The sequence below is a fragment of the Modestobacter sp. SYSU DS0904 genome, from assembly GCF_054051115.1.
On the sequence record NZ_JBJHAQ010000005.1, the window covers coordinates 75,485 to 90,729 of the forward strand.

Consider the following 15,245-nt stretch of genomic DNA (forward strand, 5'->3'; position numbering starts at 1 on the left):
CGGATGTCAGGTCACCGGCCGCGGGCCGCCTACGCTCGTCGGGTGGACGTGCTCGAAGACCCTGCGGTCACCGACCCCGCGCTCGAGGTGCTCGGTCGGGTGTTCGGCTACGACGCCTTCCGCGGACCGCAGCGCGAGGTGGTCGACCACGTCGTCGCCGGTGGCGACGCGCTGGTGCTCATGCCCACCGGCGGCGGCAAGTCGCTGTGCTACCAGGTGCCGGCGCTGCTGCGGGAGGGCGTCGGCGTCGTCGTCTCGCCGCTGATCGCGCTCATGCAGGACCAGGTCGACACGCTGCGCGCCCTGGGCGTGCGCGCCGGCTTCCTCAACTCCAGCCAGGACCGCGCCGAGCGCCGGGCCGTCGAGGAGGCCTTCCTCGCCGAGGAGCTCGACCTGCTGTACGTGGCCCCGGAGTCCCTGGGCGGAGGCGCCTCCCCGACCGCCCGCCTGCTCGAACGCGGCCGGATCGCCCTGTTCGCCATCGACGAGGCGCACTGCGTCGCGCAGTGGGGTCACGACTTCCGGCCCGACTACCTCGCCCTGTCGATGCTGCACGAGCGCTGGCCCGACGTCCCCCGGATCGCCCTGACCGCGACGGCCACCCGGGCCACGCACACCGAGATCAGCACCCGGCTGCAGCTGGACGACGCGCTGCACGTGGTCGCCGGCTTCGACCGGCCGAACATCCAGTACCGGATCGCGCCGAAGAACGAGCCGCGCAAGCAGCTGCTGGACCTGCTGCGGACCGAGCACCCCGGGGACGCCGGCATCGTCTACTGCCTGTCCCGGGCCTCGGTGGAGAAGACCGCGGAGTTCCTGGTGGGCCAGGGCATCCCGGCGCTGCCGTACCACGCGGGGCTGGACCAGCGGACCCGCGCGACGCACCAGTCCCGCTTCCTCCGCGAGGACGGACTGGTGATGGTGGCGACCATCGCGTTCGGCATGGGCATCGACAAGCCCGATGTCCGCTTCGTCGCCCACCTGGACCTGCCCAAGTCGGTGGAGGGCTACTACCAGGAGACCGGCCGCGCCGGCCGCGACGGCCTGCCCTCCACCGCGTGGCTGGCCTACGGGCTCGCGGACGTCGTGCAGCAGCGGAAGATGATCGAGTCCTCCGAGGGCGACGCCGCACACCGCCGGGTGCTCTCCGCCCAGCTCGACGCCATGCTGGCGCTCTGCGAGACGGTCGACTGCCGGCGGGTGGGGCTGCTCGCCCACTTCGGCCAGGAGAGCTCACCCTGCGGGAACTGCGACACCTGCCTGAACCCGCCGGAGTCCTGGGACGCCACCGTCCCGGCGCAGATGCTGCTGTCCACGGTGCTGCGGCTGCAGCGCGAGCGCGGGCAGTCCTTCGGTGCCGGCCAGTCGATCGACATCCTGCTGGGCCGGCGCACCGACAAGGTCGCCCAGCACAGCCACGACGAGCTGACCGTCTTCGGCATCGGCACCGACCTGTCCGAGGGTCAGTGGCGCGGCGTCGTGCGGCAGCTGCTGGCCCAGGGGCTGCTCGCGGTGCAGGGCGAGTACGGCACGCTGGCGCTGAACGAGGCGAGCGGTCCGGTGCTGCGCCGGGAGCGCGAGGTGCTGATGCGCCGGGAGCCCGACCGCCCGGTACGGGCCGCCCGGGCTCGTGGGAGCAAGGGCACCGCCCCCGAGCTGCCCGCGTCGGCCACCGCCGCCTTCGAACGGCTGCGGGCCTGGCGCGCCGCCACCGCCAAGGAGCAGGGCGTGCCGGCCTACGTGGTCTTCCACGATGCGACCCTGCGGCAGATCGCCACCGAGGAGCCGGCCGACCTGGCCGCCCTGGGCACGGTCAGCGGCGTCGGCGCGGCGAAGCTGGAGAAGTTCGGCAACCAGGTGCTCGCCGCCCTGCACGGCTGAGACCCCGTTCTCCGCCCCCGTTGCAATGGGACGAGCCTGGCCGTCGGGGTGCGGTCGCGGCAGTGCGAGACGTCGTGGACACGATCTGACATCCGTCAGCTGGAAACGATCCCGTGCGGCGTTGATCACTCCCGGTCGGCGCGTCCGCACAGCGAGGCGGGAGCAGGCGCCCACCAGCTCCTAGCATTCGGCTCGCGGTCCGCCGGCTGGTCACAGGAGCCCTGCCGGCGCGACTGTTGTCCATGTCGGAGGACCGGGCGCCGCCTGCTGGTGCGCACCCGGTGCCCGCGACGTCCGGCCGGTGGCGCTCGGGCGCGCCGGAAGGAGCCCGTTCGTGCGCTGGTCCGCTGCTGGGAGCACCGCCCCACCGACGACGTCGGTGCCCGGACCGCCGCCGGCACCGCCCGTCCGGCCCCGCCGGCGGGCCGAGCACGACGGCACGCTGGAGACCGCGGCCAAGCAGGCCGGGGTGCTCTCCGCGGCCAGCCGGGAGGTCTCCGACACCTCGCGGGAGGCCGCGGAGTCGCTCACCGAGCTGCGCGGTGCCATCTCCGACATCTCGGCCAGCACCTCGCGGGCCTCGGCGGTGGCCGAGGAGGCCGTCCGCGACGCCCAGGCCGTCGACGAGCGGATCGCCGCGCTGCAGACGGCGAGCGAGTCGATCACGGAGATGGTCCGGCTGATCTCCGCGATCAGCCAGCAGAGCCGCTTCCTGGCGCTCAACGCCTTCGTCGAGGCCGCCCGCGCCGGTGACGTCGGCCGCGGATTCGCCGTCGTCGCCGACGAGGTCAAGCAGCTGGCCAGCCGCACCGCCCAGGCCGCCGAGGACATCGGCGCGCAGATCGAGGCGGTGCAGTCCGAGACCCGTCAGGCGGTCAGCGCGATCCAGCGGATCACCGGCACGCTGGGCTCGATCGCCGAGGCACAGGACGCGATCAGCGCCGCCGTCGACCAGCAGCGGGCCGCCACCGACCGGGTCGTGGACAACGTCGACCGGGCCGCGAGCGGCTCGGCGCGGATCACCGACGCGGTGGCGCAGCTGGCCGACAGCCAGCGGCTGGCCTACGTCCGCCGGGCGCTGACCACCGCCCAGGACCTGCTCGACGACGCCGGCGGGGTGGAGCTCGGCGAGCACACGGTGAGCCTGACCGTCCGCGACCAGACGACGAACGCCGCGCACGGCGCCACGCTGCCGGAGCTGCTGCTCGGTGGGGTCCCGGTGGACCGCGACGACGACCCCCGCCGGCCCGCGCCGCTGGTCGACGCGGTCGTCGCCGAGGTGGGCGGCAGCTGCACGCTGTTCCAGCGGCTGGACGCCGCCGGCAGCATGGTCCGGGCGACGACGTCGGTGGTGACCCCGGCGGGGCGGCGCAACATCGGCACCTACATCGCCCGCACCAACGCCGACGGAAGCGCCAACCCGGTGCTGGCCGCGGTGCTCGCCGGGCAGACCTACACCGGTCCGGCCACCGTCGCCGGGAAGCCGTTCTTCACCGCCTACACCGGGGTGCACTCGGCGCGCGGGGAGCTCGTCGGCATGCTCTACGTCGGTCTGCCGCTGGACGAGATCGGCTAGTCCGTCAGGTCGCGGACGAGGGCGTCGGCGAGCAGCCGGCCGCGGTCGGTCAGCACCGCCAGGCCCGCCGCGTGCGGCTCGGCCGCCAGCAGCCCCCGGACGCATGCCTCCTCGGCCCGGGCCCGGCCGGCGTCGCTGAGCGCGGTCAGCGGCAGCCCGTCGCGCAGCCGCAGCCCCAGCATCACCCGCTCCAGCGCCTGGTCGGCCGGGGTCAGCCGCTCGGCGTCGGCGGCGGGGTGCGCGCCCGCGGCGAGCCGGTCGGCGTAGGCCGCCGGGTGCTTGACGTTCCACCAGCGCAGCCCGCCGACGTGGGAGTGAGCGCCCGGCCCGATCCCCCACCAGTTCGCGTTGGCCCAGTACAGCTCGTTGTGCCGGCAGCGGGCGGCGCGGTCCCGCGCCCAGTTCGACACCTCGTACCAGCCCATGCCGGCCTGCCCGAACGCGCGGTCGGCCTGCTCGTAGCGGTCGGCCAGCACGTCGTCGTCGGGCATGGGCAGCTCGCCGCGGGCGACCCGCCGGGACAGCCGGGTGCCCTGCTCGACGATCAGCGCGTAGGCGCTGACGTGGTCGACCGGCGCGGCCAGCACGGCGTCCAGCGAGGCCTGCCAGTCGGCGTCGGACTCCCCCGGCGCGCCGTAGATGAGGTCGAGGTTGACGTGCTCGAAGCCGGCGGCGCGCGCTTCGTGGGCGGCCTGCACGGCGCGGCCGGGGGTGTGCCGGCGGTCGAGCACGGCGAGCACGTGCTCGGCCGCGGACTGCATGCCCAGGCTGATCCGGGTGAAGCCGCCGTCCCGCAACGTGGCCAGCGACTCCGGCGTCACCGACTCCGGGTTGGCCTCGGTGGTGACCTCCATGTCCGGGGCCACCGGGAACAGCTCCCGGACGGCGTCCATCACCGCCACCAGGTCACCGGCCGGCAGCAGCGTGGGCGTGCCGCCGCCGACGAAGACGGTCTGCACCGCGGGCCGGTCCGGCCCCAGCACCCTGGCGGCCAGCCGCAGCTCGGCGATCGCGGTGGCCGCGTACTCGCTGCGGTTCGCGCCCGGGCCGAGCTCGTCGGAGGTGTAGGTGTTGAAGTCGCAGTAGCCGCAGCGGGTGGCGCAGAACGGCACGTGCACGTACAGGCCGAACGGGGCGGCGGCGAGACCGGCCCGGGCGCTGCCGGGCAGCATCGACGGGTCGGCCGGGAGCACCGGGTCGCTGGCGCGGGCACCGGTGAGCAGGGGCAAGGGCCGGGCGGGTGGGCTCGTGGTGTCAGTCATCTGCGCTCCAGTGTGACCGCCGGGCGCCCGGTCCCGGCAGGATGCCGGGGGTGACCTCCGCGACCAGCGACGACCGCGTGCTCACCGTCGACGTCTCCGCCGGGGTGGCCCGGCTGACGCTGGACTCCCCCGCCGACCGGAACGCGCTCTCCCGCGCCATGCGCGCCCAGCTGCGCACCGCGCTGGACGACGCCCTGGCCGACGACGCCGTCCGGGTGGTGGTGCTGGACCACGCCGGCCGGGTCTTCTGCTCCGGGATGGACCTGCGCGAGGCCACCGGCGGGGCGAGCGGCGACCAGGGGGTACGCGAGTTCCCCGAGCTGCTCACCCGGCTCTGGCATGCGCCCAAGCCGGTGGTCGCCGTCGTCCGGGGACCGGCCCGGGCCGGTGGGGTGGGGCTGGCGGCGGCCTGCGACGTCGTCGTCGCCGGGGCCTCGGCGAGCTTCGCGTTCAGCGAGGTGCGGCTCGGGCTGGTGCCGGCGGTGATCTCGGCGGTGTGCCGCCCGCGGATGCAGCCGCCCGCCGCGCACCGGCTGATGCTCACCGGCGAGGTGTTCGACGCGTCAGCGGCGGCGGCCGCCGGGCTGGTCGACCTGGCGGTCGCCGACGACGCGGTGGACGACGCCGTGGCCGGTCAGGTGGCGGCACTGGCGGCCGGGGCGCCGGCGGCGCTGGCGGAGACCAAGCGGCTGCTGCGCGACGGGTACGACCTGGCCGGCCGGTTCCCCGCGCTGGCCGAGCTGTCGGCCCGGGCGTTCGCCTCGGCCGAGGGCCAGGAGGGCATCGCCGCCTTCCGCGAGAAGCGCCCGGCCCGCTGGGTGCCGGCCACAGAGTGAGGGGTCCGCGACGCTCGTGCTCTGAGTCGCCGGGCGACTCAGAGCACGACTGTCCGCACCCCCTGTGCCGCCCTCCGGGGGCGTCCGGTGCTCAGCGCAGCCGGCGGGTGTTGTCCGGTTGGCGCACGGTGACCCCGCGGGCGTCCAGCCACTCGGCCAGCGGGACCGCGACCCGGCGGGTGGTCTCCCACGCCTTGCGCGCGTCGCTGAGCGTGAACGGCTGCGGCAGCGCGACCAGCCGGCGCCGGGCCTCCTCGGCCACACCGGGCGCGAGGTAGATCCCCTCGGCGATCCGGACCAGCTGCTCGTCGCGCACCGCCGCCGCCAGCTCCCGCGGGCCGAGCCCGGCAGCCGCCAGGTCCGGCGCCTCGGGCGCGGCGAAGGGCGCGCCGGCCAGCCGGGCACGGAGCTCGTCGACCGCCCGCTGCACGTGCTCGGGCAGCCCCGCGGAACCGGCGACGACCCGGCCGTCGCGCAGCGACAGCGGGGGCCGCACGACCGCGGGCACCAGCTCCACGTCGGGCAGCTCGAGCGCCGAGCGCAGCACCGCGATCGGCGGCCCCGTCTCCAGCGGGCGCAGCTGCCGGTACCGGGCCACCACCTGCGGCACCCGGGCGGCGAGTTCGTCGGCCAGCCCCGGCGCGATCAGCCACGGGCCGACCTCGGTCGCCCCGGCGGGCACCGGCCAGCCCATCGCCACGAAGTCCGCGCGCCGCACGAACCGGCGCCGCTGCAGGTCGGCGAGCGCCCCCGCCTCCCCGGTCGGCTGCCCGGCCAGCTCCGCTCCCCGGGTGCGGGCCGCACCCCGGCGGCGCAGCTCCGGCGGGTCGACGTCCCGGACGTCGGCGCCGAACACCCGGCGGGCACCGGGGTCGCGCAGCAGCAGGCGGTCACCGACCCGCAGCGGCAGCTCCGCGTCCAGCCGCAGCCGCACCGCCGACCCGTCCAGCGGGCGCACCCGCGCGGAAACGGTCGCCGACCCGATGTGCACCACCAGCTCGGCGGGGAGCCGGTCCTCGGGAGGGGTGGCCAGGGAGACGTCGAGGTCGGCGGTACGGCGGAACGCCCCGGGGGTGAGCAGCGCGTCGCCGCGGGCGATCTCCTCCACCGCGACCCCGCGCAGGTTCAGCGCCACCCGCGCGGTGGCCGACGCCGCCTCGACCGGCGCCCCGAGCGAGTGCAGCCCGCGCACGGTGACCTCCCGGTCGCCGAGGGCGAACCGGTCGCCGGTGCGCACCGTGCCGGCGGCGAGCGTGCCGGTGACCACGGTCCCGGCACCCCGGATGGTGAACGCCCGGTCGACCCACAGCCGCACCGCCGCCGCCGGGTCCGGTGCCGGCAGGGCCGCCAGCACGCCCTCCAGGGCGGCGGTCAGCTCCGGCACGCCGTCCCCGGTGCGGGCGCTGACGGCGATCGCGGGCACCTGTCCCAGCGCGGTGCCGGCCAGGCGCTGCGCGGCGTCGGCGAGCACCGGGCCCGGGTCGGCCAGGTCGGCCTTGGTGACGGCGAGCAGCCCGTGCCGCACACCCAGCGCGTCGAGGACCGCCACGTGCTCGGCGGTCTGCGCCGACCAGCCGTCGTCGGCGGCCACCACCACGAGCGCGGCCGGCACCGAGCCCACACCGGCGAGCATGTTGCCGACGAACTTCTCGTGCCCGGGCACGTCGACCACGGCCAGGCGGCGACCACCGGGCAGCGTCGTCCAGGCGAAGCCCAGGTCGATGGTCAGCCCACGCCGGCGCTCCTCCTCCCAGCGGTCGGGCTCCATCCCGGTCAGCGCCCGCACCAGGGTCGACTTGCCGTGGTCGACGTGGCCGGCGGTGGCGATCACGTCCACGCGGCCGCCACCTCCAGCACCATCGCGGTCAGCCGCTCGTCGTCGGCGGGGGCCAGGCTGCGCAGGTCCAGGTGGGTGCGGTCGCCGGCGGCGTACCCGACCACCGGGGTGCTCGCGGCGCGCAGCGGCTCGGCGAAGGCCAGCGGCACCGCCACCGCCGCGCTGGGCAGCTCGAACTCCGGGGCTCCCCCACCGCCGACCCGGGCGGTCGCGTCGACGGCGTCCGCCGGCACACCCTGCGCACGCAGCGTCGCGGCCACCGCAGCGGCGCGCGCCCGCAGCCCGGCCAGGTCGGCGTCCAGCATCCGTCGCACCGGGGGCACCGGCCCGCGCAGTGTCGCCTCCAAGGCGGCGAGCGTCGTCTTGTCCACCCGCAGCGCGCGGTAGAGCGGGTGCCGGCGCAGTCGCAGCACCAGCTCCGCGCGGCCGAGCACGATCCCCGCCTGCGGCCCGCCGAGCAGCTTGTCGCCGCTGCACAACGCCAGGTCGGCGCCGTCGGCGAGGGTGGTCTGCAAGTCCGGCTCGTCCGGCAGCAGCGGATGCGGGTGCAGCAGCCCGCTGCCCACGTCGGCGACCAGCGGTACCCCGGTGCCGGCCAGCGCGGCGGACAGCTCGGCGACGTCGGCGGACCGGGTGAACCCGCGGACGACGAAGTTCGACGGGTGCACCTTCAGCACCGCGCCGGTGTCCGGCCCCAGCGCGCCGGTGTAGTCGGCGACGGCGACCCGGTTCGTCGTCCCCACCTCGCGCAGCCGGGCGCCGGTGGCAGTCAGCAGCTCGGGGATGCGGAAGCCGTCACCGATCTCGACCAGCTCGCCGCGGGCGATCACCAGCTCGCCGCCGAACGTGGTCGCGACCAGGGCGAGCGCGGCGGCGCAGTTGTTCACCACCAGCGCGGCCTCGGCGGCCGGGACGGCGGCCAGCAGCGCCCCGAGCGCGCCCTCCCCGCGCGGCCCCCGGCGACCGGTGGCCAGGTCGAGCTCCACGTCGGTGGTGCCGCTGGCGGCGACGACGGCCTCGACGGCGGCCGGCGACAGCGGCGCCCGGCCGAGGTTGGTGTGCACCAGCACGCCGGTGGCGTTGAGCACCGGGTGCAGGCTGCTCGCGGAGCCGGGCAGCCGGTCCAGCACGGCGGCGACCACGTCGTCCGGGGGCAGCCCGCCCTCGCGCACCTGCTGCTGGGCGGCCTGGACCGCGGTCTTCACCAGATCACGGCCCAGCCGCGACACGGCGGCCGCGATCGGCGGCTCGGCGAGCACGGCGTCGGTCCGGGGCACCTGACGGCGCGGGTCACCGCTCACGACCGCCACCCTAGGTGCTCGCTGCACGGGCCAACGACCGCGGAGCCGGCCGCGGCGCCGGCCACGGAGCCGACCACGAGGGCCGGCTCCGCGGGAGGGCTGGCGGAGACGGACGGGAATCGAACCCGCCTGACCGAGATGCTCGGCCACGTCGGCTTTAGAGGCCGCGGGGGCCACCAGGCACCCTGACGTCTCCACGGGCGAGCCTACGCAGGGCATAGATTCGGGGCCATGACCGCCACTGCGATCCGGCTGACCCAGTACGCCCACGGTGGCGGGTGCGCGTGCAAGATCCCGCCCGGCGAGCTGGAGGCCGTCGTCGCCGGGCTGACCGCCAGTGGCCCGGTCGACCCCGCGGCCGAGCTGGTCGTCGGGCTGGACGACGGCGACGACGCCGCCGTCGTGCGGATCCCCGGCGGCCAGGGGCTGGTGCTGACCACCGACTTCTTCACCCCCGTCGTCGACGACGCCTACGACTTCGGCCGGATCGCCGCGGCCAACGCCCTCTCCGACGTCTACGCCATGGGCGGCACCCCGGTCGTGGCGGTCAACCTGCTGGGCTGGCCGCGCGACGTGCTGCCCGCGGAGCTGGCCGCGGAGGTGCTGCGCGGCGGGCTGGAGATCGCCCACCAGGCCGGCTGCCACGTCGGCGGCGGGCACTCCATCGACGACCCGGAGCCCAAGTACGGCATGGCCGTCACCGGGCTGGTCGACCTCGACCGGATCATCACCAACTCCGGTGCGGTCGCCGGCACGCCGCTGTCGCTGACCAAGCCGCTGGGCGTCGGCGTGCTCAACAACCGGATGAAGGCCACCGGCGAGGTGTCTGCGGAGGCGCTGGCCGCGATGACCACGCTCAACGCGGAGGCCTCCCGCGCCGCCGTCGCCGCCGGGATCCGCGCCGGTACCGACGTCACCGGCTTCGGCCTGCTCGGGCACCTGTACAAGATGGCCCGGGCCAGCGGGGTGACCGCGGTGGTCGACGCCGCAGCCGTCCCGTACCTGACCGGGGCGCGCGAGGCGCTGGCCGAGGGGTACGTCTCCGGCGGCACCCGGCGCAACCTGGACTGGGTGCGCCCGCACACCGACCTGTCCGCGGTCGGCGAGGACGAGGCGCTGCTGCTGGCCGACGCGCAGACCTCCGGCGGGCTGCTGCTCGGTGGCGAGGTGCTGGGCGCCCCGGTGATCGGTGAGTTCATCGAGCAGCAGGAGTTCGCCGTCATCGTCCGGTAGCCGACGTCGTCGGCGTCGCTCGCGTCGCCGGGCTCCGATACGTTGCCAGGCATGCTGGCTGCCTTCGTCTCCACACCCGCCCCGGACGACCCGCTGTCGGTGCTGGAGGTCGGCGACCGGCCCGAGCCGGAGGTCCCCGAGGGTTGGACGACGGTCACGGTGAAGGCCGCCTCGCTCAACCACCACGACCTGTTCAGCCTGCGCGGGGTCGGGCTGCCGGCCGAGCGGATGCCGATGGTCCTCGGCTGCGACGCCGCGGGCCTGGACTCCGACGGCAACGAGGTCGTCGTCCACGCGGTCGTCTCCTCCCCCGGCTGGACCGGCGACGAGACGATGGACCCCAAGCGCTCACTGCTGTCCGAGCGGTACCAGGGCACCCTCGCCGAGCGGGTGGCGGTGCCGCGGCACAACGTCGTCCCGAAGCCGACCGAACTGTCCTTCGCCGAGGCGGCCTGCCTGCCGACCGCCTGGCTGACCGCCTACCGGATGCTGTTCGTCCGGTCCGGCCTGCGGCCGGGGCAGACCGTGCTGGTGCAGGGTGCGAGCGGCGGGGTGGCGACCGCGCTGATCCGGCTGGGCAGCGCCGCCGGCTTCCGGATGTGGGTGACCGGGCGCAGCGAGGAGAAGCGCACCGCGGCGCTCGCGCTCGGTGCGGACCAGGCCTTCGAGACCGGCGCGCGGCTGCCCGAGCGGGTGGACGGCGTGATGGAGACCGTCGGCGAGGCGACCTGGAGCCACAGCATCAAGTCGCTCAAGCCCGGTGGCGTGGTCGTCACCTGCGGGGCGACCACCGGCTTCAGCCCGGGCGCCGAGCTGAACCGGGTCTTCTTCACCCAGCTGTCGGTGATCGGCTCCACCATGGGCACCCGCCAGGAGCTCGACGACCTGATCCAGATGTGCCGGGTCACCGGCGTGCGGCCGCAGATCGACGTCGAGCTGCCGCTGGCCGAGGCCCGCGAGGGGTTCGCCCGGATGCTCGAGGGCCGCACTGCCGGGAAGATCGTCTTCACGATCTGAGCCGTCAGGCCCGGGCGGCGAGCCGCTTCTCGATCTGGGCGGCGAGCTTGGGCTGGGCCCGCACCGGCAGGTACGGCAGCACCGGCGCCAGCTCGGGGATCCGCGACTTCTCGAACGTCGCGATGCGGAACGCCTCGCCCACCGTGATCCCGTGGCCCGGGCGGGAGACCACCTCGACGGCGTCGCCGGCACCGAGCTCACCGGTCTCCAGCACCCGCAGGTAGGCGCCGGTCGCACCACGCGCGGCGAACCGCTTGACCAGGTCGGGCACGTCCCAGAACCGGGCGAAGTTCGCGCACGGGGTTCGCCAGGCGGTCACCTCGAAGCGCGCCGTCCCGACCTGCCACTGCTCACCGATGACGGCGTTGACCAGGTCCAGCCCCGCCGTCCGCAGGTTCTCCCCGAACCGGCCGGGCGGCAGCTCCCGGTCGAGCTCGACCTCCCACCGGTCCGCGTCGGCCTGGGCGTAGGCGTAGACCGCCTGGCCCTCCCCGCCGTGGTGCTTCCGGTTGACCTGGACGTCGCCGGCCAGGCCGAGCTCACCGACGGCGACCCGGCCGGCCACCGGCCGCTTGTCGATCCCGCTGCGGTTCGGGCGCCGGTCGGGCAGTGGCAACAGGTCGGCGCCGGAGATGCAGACGGCGAGGACCCGCCCGCTCACTTGGACTTGGCGGCGGTCGACTCGTTGGTGGAGAGCGCGGCCACGAAGGCCTCCTGGGGGACCTCGACGCGGCCGACCATCTTCATCCGCTTCTTGCCCTCCTTCTGCTTCTCCAGCAGCTTGCGCTTGCGGCTGATGTCACCGCCGTAGCACTTGGCCAGCACGTCCTTGCGGATGGCTCGGACCGTCTCGCGGGCGATCACCCGGGAACCGACGGCTGCCTGGATCGGCACCTCGAACTGCTGGCGCGGGATGAGCTCCTGCAGCTTGCCGGCCATGAGCACGCCGTAGCTGTAGGCCTTGTCGGTGTGCACGATCGCGGAGAAGGCGTCGACGGCCTCGCCCTGCAGCAGGATGTCGACCTTCACCAGCTTCGACTCCTGCTCACCGGCCTCGGCGTAGTCCAGCGAGGCGTAGCCGCGGGTGCGGGACTTCAGCGCATCGAAGAAGTCGAAGATGATCTCGCCGAGGGGCAGCGTGTACCGCAGCTCGACCCGGGTCTCCGAGAGGTAGTCCATCCCGGTCAACGACCCGCGCCGGCTCTGGCACAGTTCCATGATCGCCCCGGTGTAGTCGCTGGGGGCGATGATCGTGGCGTTCACGATCGGCTCGTACACCTTGTCGATCTTGCCGCTGGGCCAGTCGCTGGGGTTGGTGACGACGACCTCCGAGCGGTCCTCCATCACCACCCGGTAGACGACGTTGGGCGCGGTGGAGATGAGGCTGATGCCCGCCTCGCGCTCCAGCCGCTCCCGGACGATCTCCAGGTGCAGCAGGCCGAGGAAGCCGACCCGGAAGCCGAAGCCCAGGGCCGCGGAGGTCTCCGGCTCGTAGACCAGCGCCGCGTCGTTGAGCAGCAGCTTGTCCAGCGACTCGCGCAGCAGCTGGTACTCGCTGCCGTCGATCGGGTAGAGGCCGGAGTAGACCATCGGCTTGGGGTCGCTGTAGCCGCCGATCGGCTCGCTGGCGGGCTTGTGCTGCAGCGTGACGGTGTCACCGACGCGGGACTGGCGGACGTCCTTCACCCCGGTGATGAAGTAGCCGACCTCGCCGACGCCGAGCGCCGGGACCGGCTTGGGCTCCGGGGAGATGACGCCGATCTCCAGCAGCTCGTGCACCGCGCCGGTGGACATCATCTTGATCCGCTCGCGGCCGCTGATCCGGCCGTCGACGACGCGGACGTAGGTGATGACGCCGCGGTAGATGTCGTAGACCGAGTCGAAGATCATCGCGCGGGCCGGGGCGTCGGCGTCGCCCACCGGGGCCGGGATCTTCTCCACGATCATGTCGAGCAGGTCGGCGACGCCCTCACCGGTCTTGCCGCTGACCCGCAGCACGTCGTCCGGCTCGCAGCCGATGATGTGGGCGATCTCGGCCGCGTACTTCTCCGGCTGGGCGGCCGGCAGGTCGATCTTGTTGAGCACCGGGATGATCGCGAGGTCGTTCTCCAGCGCCAGGTAGAGGTTCGCCAGCGTCTGGGCCTCGATGCCCTGGGCGGCGTCGACCAGCAGCACCGCGCCCTCGCAGGCGGCCAGCGAGCGGGACACCTCGTAGGTGAAGTCGACGTGGCCGGGGGTGTCGATCATGTCCAGCACGTACTCGTCGCCGGCCAGCGGCCCGGTCCGCGGCGTCCACGGCAGGCGCACGTTCTGCGCCTTGATCGTGATGCCGCGCTCGCGCTCGATGTCCATGCGGTCGAGGTACTGGGCACGCATCTGACGGCCCTCGACGATCCCGGTCACCTCGAGCATCCGGTCGGCCAGCGTCGACTTGCCGTGGTCGATGTGGGCGATGATGCAGAAGTTCCGGATCCGGGCGGGATCGGTGGAGGCAGGAGTCGTCACAGTGCTGCCCATCGTCCCATGACTCGGCCGGGGACGGCCATCGCCCGGCGGGGCGTCGTCCCGGACGGTGGACCGGTGGCCTCTCACGAGCACGGGTTGGGTGCCCTCGGGAGTTGCTGGTATCTTGTGAGGCCGGTCCGCAGGCGCTTCGTCGTGCCGTGGACGCACTGTCAGAAGTACACCTCCCTGCGAGACATCCGAGGCTCACGCGTGGCGAACATCAAGTCCCAGATCAAGCGGATCAAGACCAACGAGCGCGCGCGTCAGCGCAACGTCGCGGTCAAGTCCGCCCTGAAGACGCAGGTGCGGCGCTTCCGTGCTGCCGCCGACGCCGGGGACAAGGAAGCGGCGACCACCGCCCTCCAGACCGCCAGCAAGGCGCTCGACAAGGCCGCCAGCAAGGGCGTCATCCACAAGAACCAGGCGGCCAACCGCAAGTCGGCGCTGGCCAAGAAGGTCGCCTCTCTCTGATCCACCGCAGCTGGCGCCCTGGTCCATCGCAGCGGCGCCGCTGGTCATCGGGCCCCCTCTCTCCTCCGGGAGAGGGGGCCCGACGCGTTGCTGGGTGTGGTCCTCCGGTGCGTCGGCTCAGCGGCCGGCGTGGGCCCGTCCGCCGCCGGCGGCCCGGATGGCCACCATCCGGCGCACCGCCCGCTCGAGTGCGTAGTCGGCGCTCGCGGCCGCACCCTTGACGTCGGCGTTCAACTCGGCGGCCACGCCGATCGCCTGCTGCAGGGCGTCGATGCTCCAGCCCCGGGCCTGGCTCTGGGCCTTCTTCACCTTCCACGGCGGGAGCTTCAGCTGCCGGGCGAGCTCACCGATGTTCGAGGTGTTCAGCGACGCGACGCGGGCCGCGGTGCGCACCCCGTCGGCGAGGGCGTCGGCGATGAGCACGTGCGCCACGCCGCGGTCCAGCGCCCACCGCAGCATCTCCACCGATCCCGCGGTGTCCCCGACCAGCACCCGCTCGGCCACGGTGAACCCGGTGACCTCCGCCTGCCCCCGGTGGAAGCGGGCGACGTCGTCGGCGTCGATGGTGCCGCCGAAGTCCGACACCAGCTGGCTCGCGGCCGCCGAGAGCCCCCGCAGGTCGTTGCCGACCGCGTCGAGCAGGGCGGTGACCGCATCGGGGGTGATCCGGCCACCGGCGTGGCGCACCTCGTTGCGCACGAAGGCGACCCGCTCCCCCGCCGAGCTGATCTTCGGGCACTCGTCGACCGCCGCACCGGCGGCCTTGAACGACGTGAGCAGCGCATCGTTCCGCTTCCCACCACCGTGCACCAGGACGAGGGTGAGCTCGGGGTCGGGGTCCTTGAGGTAGCCGGTGAGGTTGTCGGCGAGGGCGGCCGCCGCCTCGTGCACGCCGAGGACGACGACCAGCCGGTGCCCGCCGAACAGCGACGGGGACAGCACGTCGGTCAGGTGGCCGATCGGCAGGCCGGCGGCGACCAGCTCGTGCTCCTCGACGTCGGGGTGGCGGTCGCGGACCGCGGCACGCACGGCGGAGACGGCGCGGGCCCGCAGGAGCTCCTCCTCGCCGACCACCAGCCGCAGCCGGGACGTCGGAGCGGGGGGTGCGGCGGCCACGAGGCCATGCTGCCACGCGCTCCCGACACGACCGTGCTGCCGCCCGGTGCAGTGGCGCGGTCGCGGCCGGCAGCGGACCGGGCGCGGCCGCCCCACGCACCACCGTGTCCGGGCCGCGCACCGCGACGCCCCACTCCCCCGCCCGGCCGACGACCGCCACGTCGCCGTCCCGGTCGGTGCGGTGCACCCGCATCTCGGCGTCGACCAGCG

12 protein-coding genes and 1 tRNA gene are annotated in these 15,245 nt (G+C 74.6%); 6 read left to right on the forward strand and 7 right to left on the reverse strand.

Going from position 1 to position 15,245, the window contains the following annotated elements:
- The first annotated feature begins 42 nt into the window (after positions 1-42).
- Complete coding sequence (gene recQ, locus ACI79U_RS04970) at positions 43-1,881, forward strand: DNA helicase RecQ (RefSeq protein ID WP_457067858.1); 1,839 nt, start codon at positions 43-45, stop codon at positions 1,879-1,881.
- Between the two features lie 334 nt (positions 1,882-2,215).
- Positions 2,216-3,457 (forward strand): Cache 3/Cache 2 fusion domain-containing protein, encoded by a 1,242-nt coding sequence (locus ACI79U_RS04975; RefSeq protein WP_457067860.1) that lies wholly within the window; start codon positions 2,216-2,218, stop codon positions 3,455-3,457.
- Here the strand turns inward: ACI79U_RS04975 and hemW are convergent.
- A complete protein-coding gene (hemW, locus tag ACI79U_RS04980; RefSeq protein WP_457067863.1) occupies positions 3,454-4,719 on the reverse strand; it encodes a radical SAM family heme chaperone HemW in 1,266 nt (421 codons plus the stop codon). The two genes, ACI79U_RS04975 and hemW, sit on opposite strands and share 4 nt — an antisense overlap.
- A 41-nt stretch (positions 4,720-4,760) precedes the next feature.
- Between hemW and ACI79U_RS04985 the strand changes: the two genes are divergently transcribed.
- The gene (locus tag ACI79U_RS04985; protein ID WP_457067865.1) at positions 4,761-5,555 is read left to right on the forward strand and encodes an enoyl-CoA hydratase-related protein; all 795 of its coding nucleotides are present in this window, start codon (positions 4,761-4,763) and stop codon (positions 5,553-5,555) included.
- A 91-nt stretch (positions 5,556-5,646) separates the two neighbouring features.
- Here the strand turns inward: ACI79U_RS04985 and selB are convergent, their stop codons facing one another.
- The 3 genes from selB to ACI79U_RS05000 all read right to left on the reverse strand — a co-directional run bounded on the left by selB (position 5,647) and on the right by ACI79U_RS05000 (position 8,889).
- Positions 5,647-7,392, reverse strand: a complete 1,746-nt coding sequence (gene selB, locus ACI79U_RS04990) for a selenocysteine-specific translation elongation factor (protein WP_457067867.1) — start codon at positions 7,390-7,392, stop codon at positions 5,647-5,649.
- The gene (gene selA, locus ACI79U_RS04995) at positions 7,383-8,693 is read right to left on the reverse strand and encodes an L-seryl-tRNA(Sec) selenium transferase (protein WP_457067870.1); all 1,311 of its coding nucleotides are present in this window, start codon (positions 8,691-8,693) and stop codon (positions 7,383-7,385) included. The genes selB and selA overlap by 10 nt, the downstream gene beginning before the upstream one ends.
- A 100-nt stretch (positions 8,694-8,793) precedes the next feature.
- Positions 8,794-8,889: transfer RNA gene (locus ACI79U_RS05000), tRNA-OTHER, on the reverse strand.
- A 35-nt stretch (positions 8,890-8,924) separates the two neighbouring features.
- On the opposite strand from ACI79U_RS05000, the gene selD reads away from it, so the two are divergent.
- Both selD and ACI79U_RS05010 read left to right on the forward strand, forming a co-directional pair.
- Positions 8,925-9,926, forward strand: coding sequence for a selenide, water dikinase SelD (gene selD, locus ACI79U_RS05005; protein WP_457067872.1), 1,002 nt, complete (start codon positions 8,925-8,927; stop codon positions 9,924-9,926).
- A 51-nt stretch (positions 9,927-9,977) separates the two neighbouring features.
- Positions 9,978-10,943 carry a zinc-binding dehydrogenase gene (locus tag ACI79U_RS05010; protein ID WP_457067875.1) on the forward strand — a complete coding sequence of 322 codons (966 nt, stop codon included), beginning with the start codon at positions 9,978-9,980 and terminating at the stop codon, positions 10,941-10,943.
- A gap of 4 nt (positions 10,944-10,947) precedes the next feature.
- Here the strand turns inward: ACI79U_RS05010 and ACI79U_RS05015 are convergent, their stop codons facing one another.
- Positions 10,948-11,604, reverse strand: a complete 657-nt coding sequence (locus tag ACI79U_RS05015) for an MOSC domain-containing protein (protein ID WP_457067878.1) — start codon at positions 11,602-11,604, stop codon at positions 10,948-10,950.
- On the reverse strand, positions 11,601-13,448 hold the full coding sequence (gene lepA, locus ACI79U_RS05020) for a translation elongation factor 4 (protein ID WP_457067880.1): 1,848 nt from the start codon (positions 13,446-13,448) through the stop codon (positions 11,601-11,603). Before lepA ends, ACI79U_RS05015 begins: the two co-directional genes overlap by 4 nt.
- A gap of 210 nt (positions 13,449-13,658) precedes the next feature.
- Here lepA and rpsT point away from each other — a divergent pair, with 210 nt between their 5' ends.
- On the forward strand, positions 13,659-13,919 hold the full coding sequence (gene rpsT / locus ACI79U_RS05025) for a 30S ribosomal protein S20 (RefSeq protein ID WP_457067882.1): 261 nt from the start codon (positions 13,659-13,661) through the stop codon (positions 13,917-13,919).
- Between the two features lie 117 nt (positions 13,920-14,036).
- On the opposite strand, the gene holA is transcribed toward rpsT, so the two are convergent.
- Positions 14,037-15,131, reverse strand: coding sequence for a DNA polymerase III subunit delta (gene holA, locus ACI79U_RS05030; RefSeq protein ID WP_457067912.1), 1,095 nt, complete (start codon positions 15,129-15,131; stop codon positions 14,037-14,039).
- Positions 15,132-15,245 lie beyond the last annotated feature (114 nt).